This window comes from Streptomyces sp. F001 (assembly GCF_004187715.1).
Classification (GTDB): domain Bacteria; phylum Actinomycetota; class Actinomycetes; order Streptomycetales; family Streptomycetaceae; genus Streptomyces; species Streptomyces flavusporus.
Genome location: NZ_QZWF01000003.1, coordinates 736346 through 757130, shown reverse-complemented (window position 1 = coordinate 757130; position 20785 = coordinate 736346). Strand labels below are relative to the sequence as shown.

General features: G+C 68.5%; 23 protein-coding genes and 4 pseudogenes. 16 read left to right on the top strand and 11 right to left on the bottom strand.

The features are described from left to right. Nucleotides 1-16: 16 nt before the first annotated feature. Together mobC and StrepF001_RS16780 are read left to right on the top strand one after the other, a co-directional pair. Nucleotides 17-625: a plasmid mobilization relaxosome protein MobC gene (gene mobC / locus StrepF001_RS16785; RefSeq protein ID WP_346656943.1), complete on the top strand. Its 609-nt coding sequence runs from the start codon at nucleotides 17-19 to the stop codon at nucleotides 623-625. After that, the gene (locus tag StrepF001_RS16780) at nucleotides 622-2295 is read left to right on the top strand and encodes a mobilization protein (protein ID WP_129799028.1); all 1674 of its coding nucleotides are present in this window, start codon (nucleotides 622-624) and stop codon (nucleotides 2293-2295) included. Before mobC ends, StrepF001_RS16780 begins: the two co-directional genes overlap by 4 nt. On the opposite strand, the pseudogene StrepF001_RS47960 reads toward StrepF001_RS16780, so the two are convergent. From StrepF001_RS47960 to StrepF001_RS16760, 4 genes and pseudogenes are all read right to left on the bottom strand, one after another. After that, nucleotides 2296-2546: pseudogene (locus StrepF001_RS47960) on the bottom strand (flavoprotein); the annotation flags it as partial. It abuts the gene before it with no gap. 2 nt (nucleotides 2547-2548) lie between these two features. Beyond that, entirely contained in the window at nucleotides 2549-3256 is a 708-nt protein-coding gene (locus StrepF001_RS16770) for a WbqC family protein (protein WP_129799138.1), read from the bottom strand. Nucleotides 3257-3284: 28 nt separating this feature from the next. Then, nucleotides 3285-3974, bottom strand: a complete 690-nt coding sequence (locus StrepF001_RS16765; RefSeq protein WP_129799027.1) for a YdcF family protein — start codon at nucleotides 3972-3974, stop codon at nucleotides 3285-3287. Further along, the gene (locus StrepF001_RS16760; protein ID WP_129799026.1) at nucleotides 3971-5014 is read right to left on the bottom strand and encodes a hypothetical protein; all 1044 of its coding nucleotides are present in this window, start codon (nucleotides 5012-5014) and stop codon (nucleotides 3971-3973) included. The genes StrepF001_RS16765 and StrepF001_RS16760 overlap by 4 nt, the downstream gene beginning before the upstream one ends. A gap of 119 nt (nucleotides 5015-5133) precedes the next feature. Here StrepF001_RS16760 and StrepF001_RS16755 point away from each other — a divergent pair, with 119 nt between their 5' ends. From StrepF001_RS16755 to StrepF001_RS47955, 9 genes and pseudogenes are all read left to right on the top strand, one after another. Next, nucleotides 5134-5553, top strand: coding sequence for a hypothetical protein (locus tag StrepF001_RS16755; protein WP_240797533.1), 420 nt, complete (start codon nucleotides 5134-5136; stop codon nucleotides 5551-5553). Beyond that, entirely contained in the window at nucleotides 5553-5969 is a 417-nt protein-coding gene (locus StrepF001_RS16750) for a hypothetical protein (protein ID WP_129799024.1), read from the top strand. The genes StrepF001_RS16755 and StrepF001_RS16750 overlap by 1 nt, the downstream gene beginning before the upstream one ends. 356 nt (nucleotides 5970-6325) lie before the next feature. Further along, nucleotides 6326-6472, top strand: a complete 147-nt coding sequence (locus tag StrepF001_RS45645) for a hypothetical protein (protein WP_165396283.1) — start codon at nucleotides 6326-6328, stop codon at nucleotides 6470-6472. Nucleotides 6473-6488: 16 nt separating this feature from the next. Continuing rightward, nucleotides 6489-7681, top strand: a pseudogene (locus StrepF001_RS16745) (cupin domain-containing protein). After that, nucleotides 7678-8427 carry an aldo/keto reductase gene (locus StrepF001_RS16740; protein WP_129799023.1) on the top strand — a complete coding sequence of 250 codons (750 nt, stop codon included), beginning with the start codon at nucleotides 7678-7680 and terminating at the stop codon, nucleotides 8425-8427. Before StrepF001_RS16745 ends, StrepF001_RS16740 begins: the two are co-directional and overlap by 4 nt. Nucleotides 8428-8566: 139 nt before the next feature. Further along, nucleotides 8567-9391 (top strand): phosphotransferase, encoded by an 825-nt coding sequence (locus StrepF001_RS16735; RefSeq protein WP_129799022.1) that lies wholly within the window; start codon nucleotides 8567-8569, stop codon nucleotides 9389-9391. Between the two features lie 136 nt (nucleotides 9392-9527). After that, nucleotides 9528-10031, top strand: coding sequence for a DUF4365 domain-containing protein (locus tag StrepF001_RS16730; protein ID WP_129799021.1), 504 nt, complete (start codon nucleotides 9528-9530; stop codon nucleotides 10029-10031). Between the two features lies 1 nt (nucleotide 10032). Further along, nucleotides 10033-11175, top strand: a complete 1143-nt coding sequence (locus StrepF001_RS16725; RefSeq protein ID WP_129799020.1) for a hypothetical protein — start codon at nucleotides 10033-10035, stop codon at nucleotides 11173-11175. A gap of 27 nt (nucleotides 11176-11202) precedes the next feature. Further along, nucleotides 11203-11412, top strand: a pseudogene (locus StrepF001_RS47955) (serine hydrolase); the annotation flags it as partial. A gap of 36 nt (nucleotides 11413-11448) precedes the next feature. Here the strand turns inward: StrepF001_RS47955 and StrepF001_RS16715 are convergent. The 3 genes from StrepF001_RS16715 to StrepF001_RS16705 are packed head-to-tail and all read right to left on the bottom strand — an operon-like array spanning nucleotide 11449 to nucleotide 13346. Further along, nucleotides 11449-12279, bottom strand: coding sequence for a hypothetical protein (locus StrepF001_RS16715; RefSeq protein ID WP_129799019.1), 831 nt, complete (start codon nucleotides 12277-12279; stop codon nucleotides 11449-11451). Between the two features lie 33 nt (nucleotides 12280-12312). Further along, nucleotides 12313-13008: a cation transporter gene (locus tag StrepF001_RS16710; RefSeq protein WP_129799018.1), complete on the bottom strand. Its 696-nt coding sequence runs from the start codon at nucleotides 13006-13008 to the stop codon at nucleotides 12313-12315. Between the two features lie 2 nt (nucleotides 13009-13010). Continuing rightward, nucleotides 13011-13346, bottom strand: coding sequence for a metalloregulator ArsR/SmtB family transcription factor (locus StrepF001_RS16705; protein WP_129799017.1), 336 nt, complete (start codon nucleotides 13344-13346; stop codon nucleotides 13011-13013). Between the two features lie 60 nt (nucleotides 13347-13406). Here StrepF001_RS16705 and StrepF001_RS16700 point away from each other — a divergent pair. Further along, nucleotides 13407-13637: pseudogene (locus StrepF001_RS16700) on the top strand (DUF305 domain-containing protein); the annotation flags it as partial. Nucleotides 13638-14348: 711 nt separating this feature from the next. Here the strand turns inward: StrepF001_RS16700 and StrepF001_RS16695 are convergent. Continuing rightward, the gene (locus StrepF001_RS16695; protein WP_129799015.1) at nucleotides 14349-14792 is read right to left on the bottom strand and encodes a PIN domain-containing protein; all 444 of its coding nucleotides are present in this window, start codon (nucleotides 14790-14792) and stop codon (nucleotides 14349-14351) included. Continuing rightward, on the bottom strand, nucleotides 14789-15055 hold the full coding sequence (locus tag StrepF001_RS16690) for a CopG family transcriptional regulator (protein ID WP_129799014.1): 267 nt from the start codon (nucleotides 15053-15055) through the stop codon (nucleotides 14789-14791). The genes StrepF001_RS16695 and StrepF001_RS16690 overlap by 4 nt, the downstream gene beginning before the upstream one ends. A 635-nt stretch (nucleotides 15056-15690) precedes the next feature. Here StrepF001_RS16690 and StrepF001_RS16685 point away from each other — a divergent pair. From StrepF001_RS16685 to StrepF001_RS47945, 4 genes are all read left to right on the top strand, one after another. After that, nucleotides 15691-16182, top strand: a complete 492-nt coding sequence (locus StrepF001_RS16685) for a DUF2975 domain-containing protein (RefSeq protein WP_129799013.1) — start codon at nucleotides 15691-15693, stop codon at nucleotides 16180-16182. After that, nucleotides 16182-16403 (top strand): helix-turn-helix transcriptional regulator, encoded by a 222-nt coding sequence (locus StrepF001_RS16680; RefSeq protein ID WP_129799012.1) that lies wholly within the window; start codon nucleotides 16182-16184, stop codon nucleotides 16401-16403. The genes StrepF001_RS16685 and StrepF001_RS16680 overlap by 1 nt, the downstream gene beginning before the upstream one ends. A 428-nt stretch (nucleotides 16404-16831) precedes the next feature. Then, on the top strand, nucleotides 16832-17158 hold the full coding sequence (locus StrepF001_RS47950; protein ID WP_240797532.1) for a transposase family protein: 327 nt from the start codon (nucleotides 16832-16834) through the stop codon (nucleotides 17156-17158). Then, nucleotides 17155-17532 carry a transposase gene (locus tag StrepF001_RS47945; protein ID WP_240797531.1) on the top strand — a complete coding sequence of 126 codons (378 nt, stop codon included), beginning with the start codon at nucleotides 17155-17157 and terminating at the stop codon, nucleotides 17530-17532. Before StrepF001_RS47950 ends, StrepF001_RS47945 begins: the two co-directional genes overlap by 4 nt. Before the next feature lie 189 nt (nucleotides 17533-17721). Here StrepF001_RS47945 and StrepF001_RS16670 read toward each other — a convergent pair whose 3' ends face one another. Together StrepF001_RS16670 and StrepF001_RS16665 are read right to left on the bottom strand one after the other, a co-directional pair. Further along, a complete protein-coding gene (locus StrepF001_RS16670) occupies nucleotides 17722-19008 on the bottom strand; it encodes a hypothetical protein (RefSeq protein WP_129799011.1) in 1287 nt (428 codons plus the stop codon). Between the two features lie 380 nt (nucleotides 19009-19388). Continuing rightward, the gene (locus tag StrepF001_RS16665; RefSeq protein WP_129799010.1) at nucleotides 19389-20699 is read right to left on the bottom strand and encodes a hypothetical protein; all 1311 of its coding nucleotides are present in this window, start codon (nucleotides 20697-20699) and stop codon (nucleotides 19389-19391) included. Nucleotides 20700-20785: the final 86 nt, after the last annotated feature.

Here is a 20785-nt window from a genome sequence, read left to right as displayed (position 1 = left end):
CCACGGAGAACTACCCATGCACGACCCGCACCACGAACTCCCCACCTCCCAGCAGGAGATGGCCACTCCCGCCTCAGACGGCACAGCAAGTTGTCGGGTAAGGAGTCCTTACCCGACCTCCGCCCCTGGGGTGGCGGAGGCATCCGGCGCCGAGGGTGCACCGGGATCGGCTGGCCCAGGGGAGCCGACCGAGACGGGAGCCACCAGACCTTCGCCGTCCGCCGCGCAGACGCCGCACCGCCGTCTGCGTCAGCCACGCCTGCGCGAGCGCCGCGTCCACCCCCGTTACAGCGACAGCGAGTTCACCGACCTCGCCCACGTCGCCGCGCTCAGCCGCATGCAGATCGGCGGCTACGTCGCCGAGGCGTCCCTCGCCGCGGCCCGCGCCGAGGACCCCACCGCCGCGATCGCCGACTACCGCGCCATGGTCAAGGCGCTGATGGCCGCCAACCGTCAGCTCGGCGGCCTCGGCAACAACCTCAACCAGCTCACCTGGCACCTCAACAAGGACGGCGCCTGGCCCGAGCCCGACGTCGTCCACCGGCTCCTGGCCCGCGTCGAAGCGTCGATCGCCGACGTGGACTCCGCCGTCGCCCAGGTCACCGAGGGAAGGCAGGGCCGGTGATACCGAAGATCATCACCGGCAAGGGCAGCACCCGCCGTCTGATCGCCTACCTCTTCGGCAAGGGCGACGCCAACGAGCACGTCGACCCGCACCTGGTCGCGTCCTGGAACGACTTCGCCCCCGACCCCGGCCGCAGCCCGCACCGCGACCCGAAGCAGGTGCAGAAACAGCTCTACACGCAGCTCGACCAACCGGTGTCCATGCTCGGCCGCCAGGCCCCCCAGACCACGGTCTGGCACTGCCCGGTCCGCGCCGCCCCCGAGGACCCCATCCTCTCCGACGCCCAGTGGGCGGAGATCGCCCGCCGGATCGTGGCCGCCGCCCGCATCGCCCCCACCGGGGACAACGAAGCCTGCCGCTGGGTGGCCGTACGGCATGCCGACGACCACATCCACATCGCCGCCACCCTCGTCCGCCAGGACGGCCGCCGCCCCAAGCGCGACTACGACATCCGGGCTGTCCAGCGCGAGGCCCGCCAGATCGAAGTCGACTACGGGCTGAGGCGGTTGAAGCCTGGCGACGGTACCGCCGCCAAGCGCCCCACCAGCAAGGAGCACTTCAAGGCCAAGCGCCTGGGCCAGGACGCCACCTCTCGCGAGATCCTGCGCCGCCGTGTCCGCCGCGCGATCGCCGCCGCCTCCACGGAGACCGAGTTCTTCGCCCTCCTGGAGGCATCGGGTGTGGCGGTGCGGCCCAAGACCGAACCGTCCGGGGACGTGACCGGCTACAGCGTCAGCCTCCCCGGCGACGTCAACAAGCAGGGCGAACCCATCTGGTACGCCGGTTCGACACTCTCCGGCGACCTGTCCCTCCCCCAGGTCCGCAAACGGCTCACGACGACCGCTCCCGAACCGGTCACCATCCCGCCGGGCAACCCATGGCACCAAGCCACCGCCGCCGCCGAACGGATCCTCCACCACCTCACTCGCAGCGAGGACGGCGTGGCCCAGGGCCAGCTGGCCGCACTCGGCGGAGTGCTCGACCTGCTGCCCGTCACGACCCAGACCGCAGCTCGGGCGGAGCTGGAACGGGCCGCCATGGCGTTCGAGCGGGCAACTCGGTCCCGCATCACCGCCGACCACTCCAGCGCCCGCGCCCTGCGGCGAAGTGTCCAGATGATCTGGAACGACCCCTCGCGACACGGCGACGGTGCCGGACTGGCGATGCTGATCGACGTGGCGCTCACCGCGGTCGCCTACGCCGTGCACTGGCACCGCACCCGCCGGCACGCCCAGCAGGAGGCCGCAGCCGAACAGGCCCTGGTCCACCTGATGGCGGCTCACGCGCAGATCACCGAGCCGGTCCTGGCCCGCCTCGCCGCCCGAACGCCGGGGTCGCAGACCAAGCGCCGCTACGCCTACCACCTCCAGCAGGCGGTCCCCGAACAAGCCGAACGCATCCTCAACGACCGAGCCTGGGATGCTCTGGCCACCGTGCTCGCCGAGGCAGAGGCCGCGGGTCACAACGTGTCCGCGCTTCTCGACCAGGCCGTCGGTCAACGCACGTTGGACGACGCCCGCAGTCCCGCTCGCGCCTTGACCTGGCGGATCCGACGCCTCGGCGAGCGCCACGTGCCGGGTCCCCAGGCCCAGGCAGTCAGAGCTCGCCACTCCGCGCAACACCCGACCACGCCCCCACTCGCTCCGGAGGCCAAGGGGCGACACCGCTGATCACGTCGCTGCGGACACCATAGGAGCGAGAAGCTCCAGTGCCTCCCAGCGGTATCGATCAGCACCACCGCCGGCCTTGGGCCGGTGAGGCTCGTACGAGCCGATCAGCACGCCCATTTCGCGCAGCTCGCCCAGGTTCCGGCGGTACGCGGGGTGGGCGACCTGGCAGGTACGGCAGGACGGCGGTGGGAATGCCCATGCCCGTACGCCTCGTACAGGATGCCCCGGGCGAGGGTGTCGGAGATGCCGGCGGTCACGCGTGGGCTTCAGGATGGTGAGCTTCTCGTTGGGCAGCCAGGTGGTCCGCAAGCGCATCGGGCCCGATCTTGCTCAGGGCGTACAGGCTGCTGGATCGGCGGGCCCACCGCCAGAGCGGGTCATCCACAGGGGTGTGGAAAGGCAGCACAGGAATGCCGTGAGCGTCGAAAGGGCTGGCGTCGAGGTAACGCAGACCACCGGTGCCGCACAGATAGTGGGTGCTGCCGGTGGCTGCCGCGAGGTCAGCGAGGCGCTCGGAGCGGCCTTGCCGGGTCGGGATCTCGCTGCTGTCCCGCACCTTCCCCGACCAGCCGACAACCCTGAGCAGAGCAATCGTCGATGCTCTCGCAAGGTCGGCCACACGGTCTGAGTCATCGAGCGCGTCCAGGACCTCGGACACAGCGCTCCAGTAGGGGCTGCGGCCGTAGTACTGGCGGACGAGCAGCTGAACCGTCCGGCGCGATCGACGCGGATCAACGAGCCGCGCCTGGCTGATCAGCGTCGGGCGCCCGTGGGGAAGGTGCGTCGGGAGCGTGAGCCACTGCTGCCGGGCGGGATCGTCCAAGGCGGCGAGACGGGCACGGTGCTGGTAGTCGCGCCGGGCGAACTGCACGTCGTCCAGGACGATCCACTGGTCGGCTGAGAACAGCTTGGCCAGCGTGGACAGCCGGGGGAGCAGGTTCGGTTGGTGGATCGCGCACAGCCCGCCCGACGCATCGGCGCTGGGTGGTTCAGGTGCTGATGAGGCGGCTGTCGAAGCCGGCGCCCAAGAGGCGCTCGTAAGCGTCATGCACATCCCCCGGTACGTCCTGCTCGACGGCGAAACCGAGCTTCGGGTACTCGATCACCCGCTGCAGGTCGCCGACGAGCATGTCGACGACGAGCTTCTCGTCGCCGATCGACTTGATGTAGTCGTCCAACTGCAGCGGCTCGGAAGCGCACACGACCTCAGCCTCGGGCCACAGCTTGCGGCAGGTCGCATACGAGCGGCGTTCCATGTACGGCTTGGAGATGAGCAGCAGCGACTCGACCGCGATGCCGGCCTCGGCCAGCAGCTCGCGGGAGAAGGTGATGTTCTGGCCGGTGTTCGCGGCCTTCGGCTCCACGAGGATCGCCTCGTCCGGCACCCCCAGGCTCAGCGCGTGCTCGCGGTAGTGCACGGCCTCGCCGCGCGGGAAGCGGGCGCGGGTAGTGGGGCTGTTGCCGCCGCTGAAGACCACGACCGGGAAGAGGCCGGCGCGGTAGAGGTCGACCGCCGTGGTCGCGACCCCGAGGTCGTGGCTGCCCAGGCCGATCGCCGCCGAGCAGGGCCGGTGCTCGTGGCCCATCTGGTGGTAGTTCCAGATCAGCGTCGCGTCGTGGAACTGCTCGTCGGTGATCTGGCGCTGCTCGTGCTCCGGCACTGGCACTCCCTGGCTCATCCCTGCTGGTCCTTTCGGATGCCCTCAATGCTGCGCAGCTGGTGGCTCAGCCCGTACTGGCGGGCCACCTGTGCCGCCTGATCGAGGACGGACAGCCCATCATTCCGGGTCGCCGCATCCGACAGAAGGATGTGCCCGTACGCGGTGTCCAACCGCACCCGCTGCATCGGGGAGTCGACCGTGCCGGTGGTACGCGCGATGTCGATGTAGTGCAGGGCCTGTTTCAGGTCGCCGGCACCGCGATGGGCCAGAGCCAGCTTCTGGTGGGCGACCGACCAGTCCTCCGGCTCGCCCAGGTCCTCGAAGGCACGAGTGGCGGCCGTCATCGCGTTGGTGGCGTACTCGTTGTTGCCCTCCTTGCTCAGGGCCGTTCCCACCCAGAGTCGAGCCCTGGCTCGGTCGCGCGGGCTCAAGCGCTCGTCCGCGGCGAGGAGTTCGTACTGACGGGCCGAGACCTCCAGCTGGCCGGACATCTCCAGGACCACGGCGAGTGAGAGCTCGATCTGGGCCACCCGTCGTGGGATGTCGAGCTCGGAGAACATGCCGCGGGCGGTCAGGTACGAGTGCCGGGCGGAGAGCGGGCCAAGGATCGCGCCCTGGTCACGCTGAAGGTCGCCGAGAAGGACGAGGGAACGGCCGTAGAGGTAGAGGCCCTTGTCGTCCAGGCGATGCGGGTCGTGGCTCCCCAGCCAGCGGTTCAACAGCGTGGCGGCGAAGGGGAAGTTCTGGCGGCTGACGCAGACGACAGCGCGCTCGATGTCCTCGGTCCAGGTCTCGTAGTCCGCCGGCCGCGCGCTCCTCCGCTCGGGGAACAACAGCGCCTCGAACCTGGAATGGGCGGCAGAGTCCGCACGGGCGAGGGCGGTATCGAGGATGGCCTGCGTGTCCGGCCGGGGCTGGGTCTCGGCCCCGAGGCTCTCCCACTTGGCCACCGTGCGCAGCGCGACACCGAGGTGCTCGGCGAAAGCGCGCGTGCTCATGCGCAGCGCGGAGCGCAAGGCGCTCGCCTCCCGGCCCGTCCATTGCTGCACGCTGACCACGGATGACCTCCCTCCGTCACGTATGGAAGCACTCTCGGTGACGACATGGGGCGGGAAGTGCAACGGAAGTACAACAGCAGGTCATTTCAAGGCCGTTCGCAGCAATCGAAGCTGTGGGCATGGACGACGAACTCATCACCGAACGCCGCTCCGTCACCTTCCCCCACGTCTTCGGCTACGTGCGTCACGTGACCGGCGGTCCGGCCCGCCATGCGGCGCTCGTCGGCTGCCTCACCGAGTACTGCCGACAGCATGAGCTGACCTTGTGCGGCGTGTTCACCGACCGCGACGCGGCGGTGGCCGTCCGTTCCCCCGCCTTCGTCGGCCTCCTGGACGCGCTCGAACTGCCCGAGACCTATGGCGCCGTGGTTCCCGCCCTCAGCCACCTCGGCCCGAAGCGCGTTGCCGGCGAGCGGAAGCGGCAGATAACGGTGTCGAGCGCCCGTCTGATCGTGGTCCGCTCCACCACCAGGCCGACGACGGCATCCGCGCCCTCCCTCGAAGCGAGTGCCGGCCCCCAGCGCCTGGGAGATACCTGATGTCCGTTCGCGAGGCGTTGCGCAGCGCCCCCATGGTCAACGACGTGCCCGGACTGCGCCTGCTCCGAGTCGGCGACGACTGGGACCTCGTACGAACCCCCGCAGAACTGGGTTTCCTGGCCCTGGCCCACCTGCGGGCCACTGGAGCGGCAATCGGCCCCGTGCTGTACGACGGGCCCAACGAACGCCTCTACTACGCCATCCAGACCGGCGCCTCCGACAGCTGGGGCGACCTGCCGGTACGGCACCTCTCCATCAACTCATGGCTCGTCGCGCCCAGCCTGGAGTTGATCGACGACTGGTTCGGCGGCTGGTGCGAACTCCCCGACGACGAGACCCTCACCGACGCCGACGCCCTCCACGCCGCACTCCAGCACCCGTATATCGGCGCCTCTCTGGAAGAGGCGAGCCGGTGAACACCCACGCAGTCGTGTCGGAGGCCATCACCCGGACACGGCAGGCGTGGTGGAAGCCGTGATGGGCCGCGCAGTGAACCGGCTGGCCCGCTACACAGGCCCGCTGCTGATCGTGCTGATCTCCGCCTCGTGCGGCTTCGTGATCGGCGTCGCGGTCTCCACCGCCCAGACCGGCCCCTGAGTTCCCGTCCCTGCCGGACGTAGCCGATCGGAAGGCTCCCCACCCCGAGAAGCCCCGGCAGGGTCGGGCCGCAAACCCCCGCCCCGGGCTGATCAACCGCCCGCGCCCTTGGACAGGTCGAGCGCCGTCCGGGGCGGGCCCGCAAGGCCACTTCAACCCAACCACAGGAGGAGCAATGCAGAACAACACCGCCAACGCCCCGACGACCGGGCCGACCCAGGCCGGGCTGGTCAAGGCACGCCGCCGGATCCAGGCCGCCCGCGAGCGCGGCGTCACTCCGTCCGACGGCGGCAGCACCGGCCGCACCGACGGCAACGACTGATCCGGGAGGACACGCGTTGTCGCCGCTGAATCTGGCGGCTCACCTGGGCCAGGACGAGTTCCTGGCCCAGGTGCTCCACCGCCGCTACCGCCACATCCCCGCAGCCATCCAGGACCCGGACAAGCTGATCACCTGGGACGACGTCAACACCATCCTGGCCACCCACCGCCTGGAGCCACCTCGTTTCCGCCTGTCCGCGGACGGCGAGATGCTGCCGGCCCACCGCTACACCGCACCGGTCACCACCCGCCGGCACACCATCTGGCAGCGCCTGCACCCCGCGGAGCTGCACGCCCGGCTCGCCGAGGGCGCCTCCCTGGTCATCGATGCCGTCGACGAACTGCACCCCCCCCCGTCGCCCGCGCGGCCATGGAGCTCGAACGGTGGCTGCGCACGGGGGTGCAGGCCAACCTGTACGCCTCGTGGACCGCACGCGAGGGCTTCGGCGTGCACTGGGACGACCACGACGTCGTCGTCACCCAGATCGACGGCGCCAAACGCTGGAAGCTGTACGGCCCTACGCGCACCGCCCCTATGTACAAGGACACCGACGAGCCCGAACCTCCGCCGGAGAAGCCGGTCGCTGAACTCGTGCTTCGGCCTGGGGACATGCTGTATCTTCCGCGCGGCTGGTGGCACTCGGTGGCCGCTTCCGAGGGCGAGCACTCGCTCCACCTCACTTTCGGCGTCCAGACCACCACCGGTGCCCAACTCCTGTCCTGGCTCGCTGACGACCTGCGCCGACACGACTTCCTCCGCGAAGACCTGCCCCTACACGCGACCGCCGCCGCGCAGGTGATCTATCTGGAGCGGCTGCGCAAGGAAGTCACCACCGCCCTGGAAGACGCAGACCTCATCGGCCGGTATGCGGCGATGCGCGACGGAACCGACCTCACCCGCCTCAGGCCGAGTCTCCCCCACCTCACCAGCGTCCCCGCAGTCCCGAACGTCCGCGTCAGGCTCACGACCGCCCGAGCACTCTTGGAGCCCAACGGAGGCGGGGTGGTCTTCCGGGCCTGCGACAAGGAGTGGGAGATGGCGAAGGAGGCCATGCCGCTGCTCCAACGGCTGATGTCAGCAGCGCCTGCCGCCGTCTCCCTCGGCGAGCTGGCCGAGTCAGCCGGAATCTCGGTCGCGGATGCGGCAGCCGTCGTCTCCGAACTCATGGTCGGCCAAGCGATCACGGTGGAGAGGAAGAACGAGCCATGACGAAGGCAGCCCTGGGCCTGGGTACCTACCGCATCCGGCCCTCCGCGCTGAGCGACGCCGTGACCCGCGTAGCCACGGAACCAGCGACAGCATGGATCGACACCGCGCCCAACTACCTCAACGGGCAAGCCCAGCCACTGCTCGCGCCGGCCCTCGCTCGGCACCCGATCCCGGTATCCACGAAGATCGGATTCCTCACCACTCAGACCGCTGAGGACGCCGTTGACGACGGAGCCATCACATCCGGTGAAGCGGAACGAGGACATTGCCTGAGCCCGCCGTACATCCACTGGCAGTGCGCCCGCAACCGAACCCAACTCGGCCGCGACCGCCTCGATCTCGTCTTCGCACACAACCCCGAACGCACCGACGGCGACCCGCACGCAGCCCTGCTCCACGCCTTCACCGCCCTCGAAGCGGAAGCGGCAGCCGGCGCCCTGACCGCATACGGCGTCGCCACCTGGGATGGTTTCGACACCGATGCTCTGAGCATCCCCGCCCTGCACCAACTGGCCGCCGAGGCGGCCGGCACGGAGCAACACCACCTACGAGCGGTCCAACTACCCGTATCGCTTGTCACCGCCACCGCCTTCGTCCAAGCACTGGACGGTGAAGGCCCCATTGCGCAGGCCGCCGAACTCGGATGGCAGGTGTACGCCTCAGCACCCCTGTTCGGCGGCGAACTGCCGAACCTGGCCACGCGCGAACTCGCCGCGCTGCTGAACCCCGAACTCACCACCGCCTAGGCATGCATCCTCGCGACAGCCTCCTGCCCGGGGGTGACACGAGTTCTGCTCTCCGCCTCCACCCCGGCACACTGGGCCGAGGCACAAGAAGCTCTGCGGACACCTGCCATCCCGGCCCCCACGCTGCGAAAGGTGCTGGATGTACTCGCCACCGCCTGACCCCGCGGACCAGCAGCGCATGCGCCGGGCTTTCGCTCGGTCAGCGGAGACGCTGGGCGCCACGGTCACGGGCCCCGAAGTCTGGGGCTGGCACGGACGAACCCTCAGCGCCCGCGCCCAATACCCCGACCTGAGAGCCTGCTGGCTCCGGCTGCTCTCGGCCCCGGAGGACAAGGCTGCTGGAAAGATCTGGGAGGGCAACCGCGAGGCCGCCGCGCTCTTCGACGGGCGTATCCGCAAACCGCTGCTGTACGACACCACGCAGTCGAGCAGCGACGGCTATGCGTACCGGGCTGAGCTACACCAGTACATCGCCGAGCCCGTCTTCTCCGCCGGCCCAGTCCTGCGCACGGATCCGAATCCCCCGGCCAAGTGGTGGGAGTCGCTGTGCACAGACCTGGAGTACGTCAGCGGCATCCCCACCGACCGCGTGGCCGTACGGCAGGAGTGGGTAGATCGCACCGTCCCCCGCTTCCTCCATATGCCCGGCCCACGGATCACGGACTGGAAGACAGCCCACGGCGACCTGCACACCGCCAACCTCACCAGCCTCACCCCCTACCTCCTCGACTGGGAGGGCTTCGGGCTGGCACCAGCCGCCTACGACGCCGCCATGCTGCTGGCGTACTCCCTTCTCGTCCCGGCATTCGCCCACCGCGTCCGCGACGCATTTCCTGTACTCAAGACGGAGTCCGGCCGCGTCGCACAGGTCATCGTCATCACCGAGCTGCTGCAGTCGGCATCGCGGGGTGATCACCTCGAACTCGTTCCGGGCCTGCGTACCTTGGCGTCTGAACTGTCTTGATCCGGCCGTTTGGGCCGTATGGGGAACCAACTCGGCTGTAGGGCAAGGTGGTTGCGCATCGGTTCTCATCGAGAGGCCCTGTTCCGTAGCCCCCTTCGTCGTCCTATCCTCGCGATCAGCCGAGGGAGGGGGACCAGTGGCGACAGAGGCGACGAGTTGGCAGAAGGAACAAGTCAGTCGTGCCTACGTGCACGTCCTCGCCACACAGGGCGGCTACACGATCTGCGACTGGAACGTCGACAAAGACGGCGTTGACGTGACTCTGCGCTCACGAGGCTTAATGGTCGACATTCAGCTCAAGTGCACGCAGAGCCCTCGCATCATCCGAGGTGGATACAGCTTCGACCTTGATGTGGAGACGTACGACAAGCTACGCGACCCGGAACGCTCGGCACCCGGTCACCTGGCTTTACTGATAGTCCCTCCGGACATCGGTCGGTGGGTCACACATGAACCGGAGTCGATCGTCCTAGCCTGTCACGGGTACTGGGCCTCGTTGCACGGCATGGGAGAAGCCAACGGGAACGTAACGACCGCGATCAAACTGCCTGAGCACCAATCGCTCACCGTGAAGGCCATGGGCGCCATGTTCGACACGGCGCGTCGGCTGATCAGCACCGCAGGTCAGGGGGTGAACTGAGGTGGTGCACGCTGAGCCCGAATTCGGCCCCGACGAAATGCGTAGCTACCTGAAGGTCACCGGATGGACCCCGGTCTCGGGTGGTGATGTCGCGGAACTGTGGAGCCTGCCCGGACCGGCAGATGAGGTTGTGCTCGTCCCCATGAAGGCCGGGGCTCCGGACTTCACCAAGCGCACCCAGATACTTCTCGCGGACCTGGCACGCGTGGAGGCCAGGGACTTGAGGGCAGTCCATGACGCTGTCACCACGGTCTTCAATGACGTGACCGACCTTCGGGCCTCCCACCCGTCCCTGAGCGACGGATCGATTCCGTTGGAGGCCGGCTACGAGCTGTTCATTTCGGCCAAGCGCCTCCGGGTGGCATCCGCGGCAGCCACCATCCGAAGGCAAGGGCACTTCCGTAATTTCCCTACCCGGGCCCGCGAACAGGCCCGCGAGGTGCGGCTGGGCCAAACCCGCCGAGGCTCGTACATCGTCCCCATCATCAGCCAGGCGCGCTCCCCGGAAGACGTGTACTCGCCTGGGCAGGAATACATCGACATCGGTGTGGAGGAGACGCTCTTCGACCGCCGCGTCACCGCCACCATGTCCCGAGCCCTGGGCGTCCTGGAAGACATGGCGGGCGCGGAGCGGGAGCCCACGCCCAGCGAGATCAGCGACTCGATCGGTGAAGGCGTCTCATACGAACTGTGCACCGCGCTCAGCAAGGTCGTGAACGCCGACTCCGTAGGTTCTCTGGACGTCTCCTTCAACTGGTCGCGCGTGGCAGCGCCACCACCGGGCACCCCGCCTCACGTGGAGTTCAACCGTGCCGCGATCGACATCGTGGACCGCGTATCGGCCCAACTGAAGACGCGCGTCTACACCAGCCGGCACCTGATCTACGGCATCGTCACCGACCTCAGCCGTCACCCCGAGGACGAGACCGGCCGCGTAGGTGTGCAAACGTTGATCAAGCGACGCAGCAGGACTGTCTGGATGGACCTCCACGACAGCGACTACCACACGGCCGTCCAGTGCCACGACGCGGGCATTCCCGTCCGCGTCCAGGGCTCACTGACCAGCCCGCCCGGTGGGCACGCCACGATGGAGGTCGACGACTTCGGCCCCGACCCCTCTCTCCCGGCCGCCCAGGCCCAGTAGGGGGCGCCGGCATCAAGACTCGCGACTCCACCCCGTGGGCTGTTCTGGCACCCGTCCCCCGGCACCGCGCCCGAAACCGACGACGTCTGGTTCCACTACGGCTTCACCGGCACAGGCGTCTGGGTCTCACCCGGCAAGGACCGATGGGCGGCCCTGCTCACCAACAAGCTCTACTACACCCGTGACCGCGAGCCGCTGACCCACCGCAACGCATTCCGCTCACTCGCCTCCGCGTGAGCCGAGCCCGTTCCTGAGGCCACAGACACGTCAGCCCTACGCCCCGAAGACCCGGTCGAATGCGCGGGTGAACTCCTCTTCCTCACGCAGGAACGCGTCGATGTCCGCCTTGTACTTCAGCCCGATCCGATCGAACAACCACTTGTCGAACTCCCCGGCCATGCGGGCGTAGGCGTCGACGACGTCCACGACCTCGACAGCCTCTCCCCACTCGGCAATCCACGTTCTCATGGGGCCGTTCCAGCGGTCCCATGCGAGCAGCGGCTCGCAGGGAAGGAGGAACGTGAGGGCGCAGGACTCGCGTCCGAGGGTCTGCCTGCTCTGCGCCACGGGGAGCTGGGCGTGCGTTATGTAGTTGCGCAGGCCCTTCAAAAAGTTCGCCTGGGGGTCGGATCGGAACGTGGCAGCAGCCTTCTCGCGGTACTCCTGCGTGAGCACAGGGTCATCCTGAAATTGCTTCTCGACGAAGCGGCGTTGCTGGTCCACGCGTGTGCTCATCGCGGTCAGGACGTTGTGCAGGAGACGCTCAGCCTCCGAAAGCAGGTCATCGTGCACGTCCGGATTCCGCACGTCCATGATCGGAGTCGATACTGTCGGGTCCTGCAGGCCGGCCACGAAGGACTTGTACTGCGCGACGTTGCCCTGGAACACGTACCCGATGCGCTTGACCCGGTTCTTGAGTGCGATGGCGCGAAAGCCCGGCGAGGCTTGGAGCCGCCTCTGCCACTCCACGAGTGAAGACCGGTCGGCTCCCTCGGCGGTCGGCTGCTCGTCAGCCGCCTCGGACTGGATACCAGGGTTGTTCACGCCTGATGACAGTACCGGGCACGCCGATACGGCGCGGAGGTATTTCAGCCTGAACGGCATCCCCCGCTGCCGCATACCCCGCGCGTGCGCCTCTCAGCAGGCGCATCCCGCCTTGCACCCGCATTCGTCCTGAGCTTCGGCGGCATCCGGGACAGGCACCGCGCAGCACCCGTCACCGCGCCAGGCTTCCCGGCCCTCCTTGACCGCCACCGCCGCGATGGCCAGGGCCGCGATCGGGTCGGCCCACGACCAACCGAGAACGGCGTTGGCGGCCAGCCCGACGAGCAGAACGGCGGACAGGTACGTGCACAGCAGGGTCTGCTTGGAGTCAGCCACGGCGGAAGCGGAGCCCAATTCGCGTCCCGCACGCCGCTGGGCCGCGGAGAGGAAGGGCATGACGGCCAGCGACAGGGCTGCGAGGACGATCCCCGGGACGGAGCGCTCCGCCTCTCCCGCCCCAGTGAGGGCGCGGACGGCATCCACGGTGACGTACACCGCGAGGGCGAAGAAGGAGATCGCGATGATGCGGAGGGTCCTCCGCTCGCGCGCCTCGCGCACGGCGTGGTCGCGGGCGGAGAACTGCCAGGCGACCGCGGCGGCCGAGGAGACCTCGATGACCGAGTCGAGGCCGAAGCCGATCAGGGCGGTGGAGGAGGCGAGCGTGCCGGCGGTGATGGCGACGATCGCCTCGATGACGTTGTAGGTGATGGTGGCGGCCACGAGTAGGCGTATCCGGCGGGCGAGCGCCTCGCGCCGGGCGGGTGAGGGGCCGAGGGATATCGCGGTCATGGTCAGCAGCAGCCCTGCTCATCCGCGTCGGGGCAGGTGCGGTCTGCTTCCACGGCTACGACGGCGGTGCGCAGGTCGTCCAGGGCGTGTCCGAGGCGGGGGTCTGCGAGCTCGTAGCGGGTGCGGCGGCCGACGGGTACGGCTACGACCAGGCCGCAGTCGCGTAGGCAGGCGAGGTGGTTGGAAAGGCGGGTGCGGGAGATGCCCAGCCGGTCGGCCAGGTCGGAGGGGTGTGCCGGGGCCCCGCGCAGGGCGAGCAGCAATCGGCAGCGGATGGGGTCGGCGAGCGCGCGGCCGAAGCGGGAGAGCACCTCGACCTCGGAAGCGAGTGTCAGCACACAGACAACGATACAGAGATTCCTGAATTCAGGAAGTCATGTACTCGCCCGCAGGCAGGTGCCGGGCTCGCCAAGCTCGGTTAGCTCAACGGCGGACAGGCGGAGATCCTCTACCTCCAGCTCATGTACGACCATCACGTGGGCGGCGTCGACATGGCCCGCGCCTGCGCCCAGCAGTGCGAGGTCGAGCCGGAAAAGCAGCTCGCTCAGGGCATGGTCGAAGCCCAGCAGTCGGAGATGCAGCTGATGACCGATCTGCTGAAGGAACGCGGCGCCGCGCGCCGGAAGTGACCACTCCCTGGTCGGGCACCGCCCAGTGGCGGTGCCCGATCGTCTGCATGATCACTCCGCACGGTGCCCACTGCCCACCGCCGGCCCGCTTCCGCCGACCCTCTGCACGAAGCAGGTGACTTCGAAGAGCCGACGGGGACTCGGCATGTGCAGCCGCAACAGCGCGCCCAGGCCAACCTTCGAGTCGAGGTAGGCCGAGCGAGACAAGGGCCACGTGCACGCCACATTCCCGCTCGCTGCGGCGCCGTGCCCTCCGCGTGCCCGTAAGAGCGGAAAACCACGGTCAGCAGCGGTGCAATCCGACCCCTACGACCACCCCGAGGAGAAGGTATCTGTGCAGGTCAGAGCCACAGAGCCCCTGGAAGCGCCGTCGCTTCCCAAGCTGAGAGCGCGAGTTCGATTCTCGTCACCCGCTCTTCTTGAAGCCCCAGGTCAGCGACCTGGGGCTTGTTTCATTGGGGAGCCATTGCTGCGTTTACGAGTACTCCTGTACCTCGAGATTGGGCACGCAGAGGGCACGCGCGCCTTGAGAGGGCACCCCCAATCACGTCACAGCATGGCGCTGACCTGCACTTTCACGTAGATGAGCCGGAGGCGAGTCCTCAGCCCGCTGTTCCCGGGCGAGGGCGATGACCGTCCTGCACGTGCTTCGTCGCGGGCGGTGCACAAGCCCCTTGTGGGAGCGGGCACTTGACCCTCGAGGGTCCTGCGTCACAGCGGGAGGTCGTCGGGGAGTACCCGGAACGCCTTGTAGCGGCCCAACGGGCGTACGGCCCGGAAGTCTCGTCGGTCGAGGGTGAGAATCGCGTCCGTGTCGTAGTCGGCGGCAAGCGCCACGTTCACCGCGTCGGCGAGGTCGAGGTCCAGCGCGCGGTAGCGGACACGGACGGACTGGGCGGCGCCCAGGTGGCCCTCCGTGATCTCCGGCATGACGACACGACCCCGGCTCATCCAGCGCCGCAGATCGTCGACCGCGCTGAGGGCAGCCTCCCTGCAGAGCTCACGCGTCGCCACGTGATCCAGTTCGGCCAGCAGGAGCGGGGACATGACCAGCAGGCCCGCCGCCATGATCGCCTCGTTCGCCGCCCGGTGTTCCGGATGAGCCGAGTCCAGAGCTGCCAGAAGGCCGGACGTATCGGCGATGACAATGATCACGCGGCGGATCCGGAACCCGAGCCGGTCTCACGCCGGACGGCATCGGCGACCGTGTCGCGGACCTCCGACTTGGACAGCGTGCGCCCCGGCCCCTCGAAGGTGCGTGAGAACAGCGGCTCGTCCCAGACCCGGTTCGCCATGGCTGCAAGGTGGATGCCCTGGCGGATGATCTCGGCCTCGCTTATACCTCGGCGCTTGGCGGCCTCCTTGATGATGGCCAGGTCCTCGGGGTCGGCGTAGACGTTGGTGCGCTTCATGGACATGTACCAAGAGTAGTCCATGTACCGGATTGATGTATCCGGCACTTCCACATGTCCCATTGCCGAGGATCAGCCGAGCCGACCTCACAGGCCCCATCCGGGTGCCGGACTGTTCCTGGGAGAGGGGTATGTCGTGGGGTTCGGTTTCCGTGTCGGGGTGCCCGGGATGAGTGTGCGTGTCTCCACTCGTGGAGTGCGCACCTCGAATCGGGCCACGTGCGGCGAGGCTCAGCGTGGGCAGTGGCGGCGCCAGGATGTCGACCGGACTCGGCCCACGGGCCCTCGGCCAGGGATGGGCGGACGGCCTCGCCCGCGCCTACGGAGTCGATGTCGAATGACAGCCGGAAGCCGACCCCCCTACGCATCCGCAACCACACATGTCCTGGGCACGAGACACCTGGACGCGGAATCCTCCCAAGGCCCCGTCGCCCCATCCCCCAGGGCTTCGGCGTAGTCGGGTGGCATCCGATTTGTGCCCAAGCGAGGTCGACCTCCACAAGATCAAGACGGTGCGCGCAACCGCCCTGCCAGGGGAGGGGTCGGCGGCGTCCCGACACGGTGCGAACCCGCCGCTCCACCCTTGCTTCACCTATCGAAAATCGATAGATTCTCATCGTAACTCGATGGAAGGATGGGTTGTGGGGAAGCTGACAGTGCGTGCGCTGCGCGCCGTGCTCGCGGTGGTGCTCGCCGGCACCGTGTTCGTGCAGGCATTGATGGTGTGGGTGTTGGTCAGCGGGAGCGACCCGGAGGACGGGTCGCTCCCGCTGACCCCGCTGCGCGTGATCACGATCCTGGGCATGGTGTCGGCCCAGGCAGCCCTGGTCAGCGTATGGCGGCTGGTGACGATGGTGCGACGCGGGACCGTGTTCTCCCACGCGGCCTTCCGGTACGTGGACGCCGTGATCGGCGCGATCGTGGCGGCTGCCCTGTTGTGGTTCGCGGTCACGGCCCTCAATGCGCCGGGCCAGCGGGCCGACCCGGGCGTCACCGTCATCATGGGCGGGGTTGGCGTGGCCATCCTGGGGGTCGCGCTCATCGTGCTCGTGCTGCGGATGCTGCTCGCCCAGGCCGTCGCGCGCGACATCGAGGCGGCACAGATGCAGGCCGAGCTGGCTGAGGTGATCTGATGCCGATCACCGTCGACATCGACGTGATGCTGGCCAAGCGGAAGATGTCCGTGGGCGAGCTCGCGGGCCGGGTAGGGATCACGCCCGCCAACCTGGCGGTACTCAAGAACGGCCGCGCCAAGGCGGTACGCTTCGCGACGCTCGCTGCGCTCTGCGAGGTGCTCAAATGCCAGCCGGGCGACCTGCTGCGCTGGGAGGCCGAGGACGCCGCCGGCGGCTGACGTGCCCCAGGGCTGGCGTGAAAACGCCTGGGACCAACGGCCCGTGACACGGCACGTGGACCGCATGGACGTGGATCGCCAGTCACCCGCAAACCCGTCCTACCCCGTTGGGTAGGTACAGGTTGACCTGCACCGCGCCGTCCTGGTCGACGAGCGCGACCTGCGAACGTGCCCCCACCGCAAACCCCGTCCTTCCAGCGCGGAAGGGCGGGGGTCGTCGTTGTGTGGGCAGCAAGGGCTTCGCCGTAGTCGCTTGACGCCCGCGTGACGATCTGTCAGTTCTGCGTGGTTCTGGGAGCGTGACAGGCACGGGCTTCCAAGATCATGGAGTTCTCGACGCCCCGTGATCCGAGTGGAAGACCGTGCCTGCCGACGCATCATCGCCGATCCCGCCTGCCTTTGACCAACTCCGCGAGCATCCTGGGCCCGTGCCCGAGGAGATCCCGGGCCTGCTGGAGCGACTGGCCGAGGTGCCCGACCCTCGCGATCCGCGCGGCGTACGGCACGCTCTGGTCGTCGTGCTCGCGCTGACCGCGTGCGCGGTTCCGGCCGGAGCGACCTCCCTGCTGGCTGTGGGTGAGTGGATCGACGACGCCCCGCCGTCCGTCGCGGAGCGCCTTGGCGTACGGCCCGATCCGCTGCCCCCGAAGCGGTGCCTGCCGGCGGAGGCGACGGTGCGGCGGCTGCTGGGCCGCATCGACGGCGACGCGCTGGACCGGGCGGCGAGATCCGCCGCATCAAGGTGTGCACGGTGAACAGCCTGCTCTTTCCCGGCGCCCGCCAGGCCGTCCAGCTCAAGCGCCGCCGAGTGGACCGCAAGACCGGCAAGGCCAGCATCAAGACTGTCTACGCGGTCACCAGCCTCACCGCCGAACAGGCCACACCCGCCGAACTCGCCCGGCTGATCCGCAGCCACTGGAAGATCGAAGCCCTGCACCACGTCCGAGACGTGACATTCACCGAGGACGCCTCCCAACTGCGAACCGGCTCCGCACCCCGCGCCATGGCGACCTGGCGCAACCTTGCCATCGGCGCCCTTCGCCTCGCCGGGAAGAGCAGCATCGCCGCCGGCCTCCGGCACAACGCCCGCGACGCCAGCCGACCGCTCGCCCTCCTCGGACTCACATGATCAGGAAACGGACGTCACGCGACTACGCCGAAGCCCTGCCCCATCCCCCAGACCAATTACTCCGGAGCCGTGCCCACAGCATGCCCGTAAGGACGGAAAACCACGGTCAACAGCGGTGCAATCCGGCCCACACGGGCATGCAATGAGATGAGAGTGCCTCGGCTGGCCCACACGTGGCCCACAGTGGCTCTAAGCGGCCGACGGCGCCGATGCTCCGTCGACGTCCTGGAGGAAGGAGTTCCAGCCGCCCGTGGGTGCCTGTCCGACCCCAAGCGTACGGAGCTTCTCGAGGATCTTCGGATCCTGGACGTCCAGCCAGTCGCAGAACTGACGGAACGACACCAGCCGTACGTCCTTCTTGCCCGCCATGACTTTCAGCGCCTCTTCCACGGCGTCCATGTAGATGCCGCCGTTCCACTGCTCGAAGTGGTTACCGACGAAGAAGGGTGCGCGATTGGACTCGTACGCGCGCTGGAATCCGCTGAGATAGGCCTCGGTGGCCTGCTCGCGCCAGCCCGGATAGCGGGACGGCATTCCCTTCGTCGAATTTCCCGATTGGTTTGCCAGTATGTTGTAGTCCATCGAGAGCACCTCAAAGGAGTGCCCGGGGAAGGGGACAGCCTGCAGCGGAAGGTCCCACACCCCTCCCCGCTTCACGGGCCAGATCTGACGGCCGCCGGGCGAACTCGCGTCATAGCGCCAGCCGAGTTTCCTCGCGGTCGGCAGCAGATTGTCCTGGCCGAGCAGGCAGGGGGTGCGTGCACCGACGAGTTCCTTGCGGTAGTCGAAAGGCAGCGGGTCCATGTCGGTCCAGCCGCTGTTCGTTTTCCATTCGGTGACGAAGGAGACGGCCTGGTCGATCTCGTTCTCCCACTGCGCGGGAGTCCAGTTCCCGACGGAGCCCGACCCTCCGCAGAAATGCCCGTTGAAATGGGTTCCTATCTCGTGGCCTTCGAGCCACGCCCGGCGCAGGTACGTCAGCGTATCTTTGATGTGGTCATCGCTGAGATATTCGATGTCGGACGCACCGACGGGGTTGTTCGGCGGCCGGTACAGCGTCTTCTTCGACTCGGGGAGCACATAGACGCCGGAGAGGAAGAAGGTCATCGCCGCGCCATGGTTCTCGGCGAGTTCCAGAAAACGCGGGAAGAGCCCGTTGCCGACCTCGCCCGCGCCGTCCCAGGAGAAAACCACGAACTGCGGCGGGATGTCCCCCGGCTCCAGCGGCTCGGGATCCTCCGGCTGGTGCGGCTGCTTCCCGGTGTCGGCGGTCGAGCCGTCGCCTATCAGCCGGACGGGGGGCTCGGTGGGCCGGGGCGTCCTACCGCCCCCGGTGCCGCCGGCACCGCCCCGGCCGGGCTCCTGCCCCGGCGGGTCGGAACCGATAGCGAGACCCGTACCGCACCCGGCGACAGCCATCGTCGCCGCGGCCCCGAGTCCCGCCCCCAGCAGGCTCCTTCGGCTGATTTCCCGCATGCCTGCCGCCTTTCTTCATCGCCGCGTCTCTGTGCTGCCAAGGGAGAGACCGCATTCGGGGCGGGAATGTGACAGGCATCTCCGGCGCGACGACCTTCGGGGCGTTCTGCGAGCGCACCTGGCACAGTCCGCGAACGGCCTTCCTACGGCGGGAGTATCAAGTGCAGGTGAGAACAGCCTCCCGAGGGGGCTCTGAGCTCGATCCGCACGGTGTGCAGCATGTTCAGCGGGTTGAGTTCCAGCGGCGGGTGTCCGGCCTGGGCGCGGATCCGGTTCCGTCGGCCCTACGACATCCGGTACGCCAGCGCGGTGTGGGCCGGTGTCTCCGGGACACCGGCCCCACACCGTTGTGACGGGCTCGGGCAAACTGCCCGGCCTGGTCAGCCGACGAACTCGACCATGACGGTCGCCGTGCCGGGCACATGCCGGGCGTCGCCCGCGTAGGTGACCGTGTACTGGGGATACGTGTTCCAGTCGGGCGGGGTGTCACTGAAGCTGAAGGTGCCGTCCCGTCCGACCTTCACATCCGGCAGCTCCACGCCGTCGCGCGTCACCGTGACCGCTCTGCGCTTAGGGAAGGGAACCAGCGAGGTCAGTTTCCCCGTCACGGTGACCGGCGTGCCGACGGGGTTCGTCGGCGGGGCGGACAGAGTGATCGTGCTGGATGCCTTGGCGACGTCGGTGACGATGTCGAGAACGACCTCGCCCGAGTAGGGGAAGCGGGTGGTGAACAGCCTGTTGCCGTCGGGCGCCCAGGCCACGCCTCGGTCGAGCAGATTCGCGTACCCCGGCGACAACGCGACCGTGCGGTACGCGGCGGTCTCTCCCGGGCGGTAGACATGGACGTCCCACTCCCCTCCCGCCACGATCCCCGCGGCGACCGTGCCGTGGGAGTCGACAGCAACGGAGTTGGGGTAGGGGCCGGTGTCGTACTGGGCCTCCTCCGTCAGGTCCGACAGGCGCCACCGCTGGTGGTAGTAGTTGGAGCCGTTCGCGGTGATCACACTGCTGCCGTCCGGCGTCACCGCCACGTCCTCGACATCGCCGACGGCGTCGCTGTAGGCGGTCTCCTGAAGCGTGCCGGAGCCCACGTCGTACACGCGCATGCCCAGCGCGCCCTGGCTCTCCGCGGCGACGAGCCGGTCGGGCGCGCCCGGCGACGAGGCGAGTCGCGGCTTGCCGTACCAGACGGGGTTGTCGTCCAGGCTGACGGTCGGGGTCGCCTCGGCGATGGCGACCGACCCGATGCCGGCGTCGAAGACGGTGGCCTGGTAGCCGAAGAACAGTCGGCCGCCGGCGAGGGCGAGGCTCTCCGGTTCGGTGTCGGCCCCGGTTGAGATGCGTCGCGTTTCAGTCAAGGTCGCGGTGTCGATGACGGAGATCGCGTCAGCGTCCGGGAGCGCCACGTACAGGGTGGACTCGTCGGCCGACTCGGCCATACCCCGCGCCCCGTCGAGACCCTCCACCTTCTTCACGACCTGCCCGTCGTGGTCGGTGGCCAGCACCGCGTCGTCGCCGGGCGCGCTGACGTACACATGGCGGCTGTCGGCGAGGGTCTGCCAGTGCGACCGCACGGGCAGGACGATGCCGCCCTGGGGCTGTGCCGCTGCCGTGCCGGGGGCACCGAGCAGATTGAACGACGCGACCGCCAGGACCAGTGCGACACCCGCCGCACGTCTTCGTATACGCACCTTAGGAGCTCCTTCGAGAACGGATCCGGCCGCACGGGCGCGGCCGGCGGAGCAACTGTATTGATCCGCACTGACATTGGGCCCGC

What these genes read in the sequence shown, in the direction of transcription:
- StrepF001_RS45645 (WP_165396283.1), top strand. Translation starts at nt 6,326, where the DNA reads ATGCAGAACAACACCGCCAACGCCCCGACGACCGGGCCGACCCAGGCC.
- mobC (WP_346656943.1), top strand. Translation starts at nt 17, where the DNA reads ATGCACGACCCGCACCACGAACTCCCCACCTCCCAGCAGGAGATGGCC.
- StrepF001_RS16715 (WP_129799019.1), bottom strand. Translation starts at nt 12,279, where the DNA reads ATGCCGTTCAGGCTGAAATACCTCCGCGCCGTATCGGCGTGCCCGGTA.
- StrepF001_RS16740 (WP_129799023.1), top strand. Translation starts at nt 7,678, where the DNA reads ATGACGAAGGCAGCCCTGGGCCTGGGTACCTACCGCATCCGGCCCTCC.
- StrepF001_RS16710 (WP_129799018.1), bottom strand. Translation starts at nt 13,008, where the DNA reads ATGACCGCGATATCCCTCGGCCCCTCACCCGCCCGGCGCGAGGCGCTC.
- StrepF001_RS16735 (WP_129799022.1), top strand. Translation starts at nt 8,567, where the DNA reads ATGTACTCGCCACCGCCTGACCCCGCGGACCAGCAGCGCATGCGCCGG.
- StrepF001_RS16680 (WP_129799012.1), top strand. Translation starts at nt 16,182, where the DNA reads ATGCCGATCACCGTCGACATCGACGTGATGCTGGCCAAGCGGAAGATG.
- StrepF001_RS16690 (WP_129799014.1), bottom strand. Translation starts at nt 15,055, where the DNA reads ATGTCCATGAAGCGCACCAACGTCTACGCCGACCCCGAGGACCTGGCC.
- StrepF001_RS16750 (WP_129799024.1), top strand. Translation starts at nt 5,553, where the DNA reads ATGTCCGTTCGCGAGGCGTTGCGCAGCGCCCCCATGGTCAACGACGTG.
- StrepF001_RS16670 (WP_129799011.1), bottom strand. Translation starts at nt 19,008, where the DNA reads ATGCGGGAAATCAGCCGAAGGAGCCTGCTGGGGGCGGGACTCGGGGCC.
- StrepF001_RS16765 (WP_129799027.1), bottom strand. Translation starts at nt 3,974, where the DNA reads ATGAGCCAGGGAGTGCCAGTGCCGGAGCACGAGCAGCGCCAGATCACC.
- StrepF001_RS16755 (WP_240797533.1), top strand. Translation starts at nt 5,134, where the DNA reads ATGGACGACGAACTCATCACCGAACGCCGCTCCGTCACCTTCCCCCAC.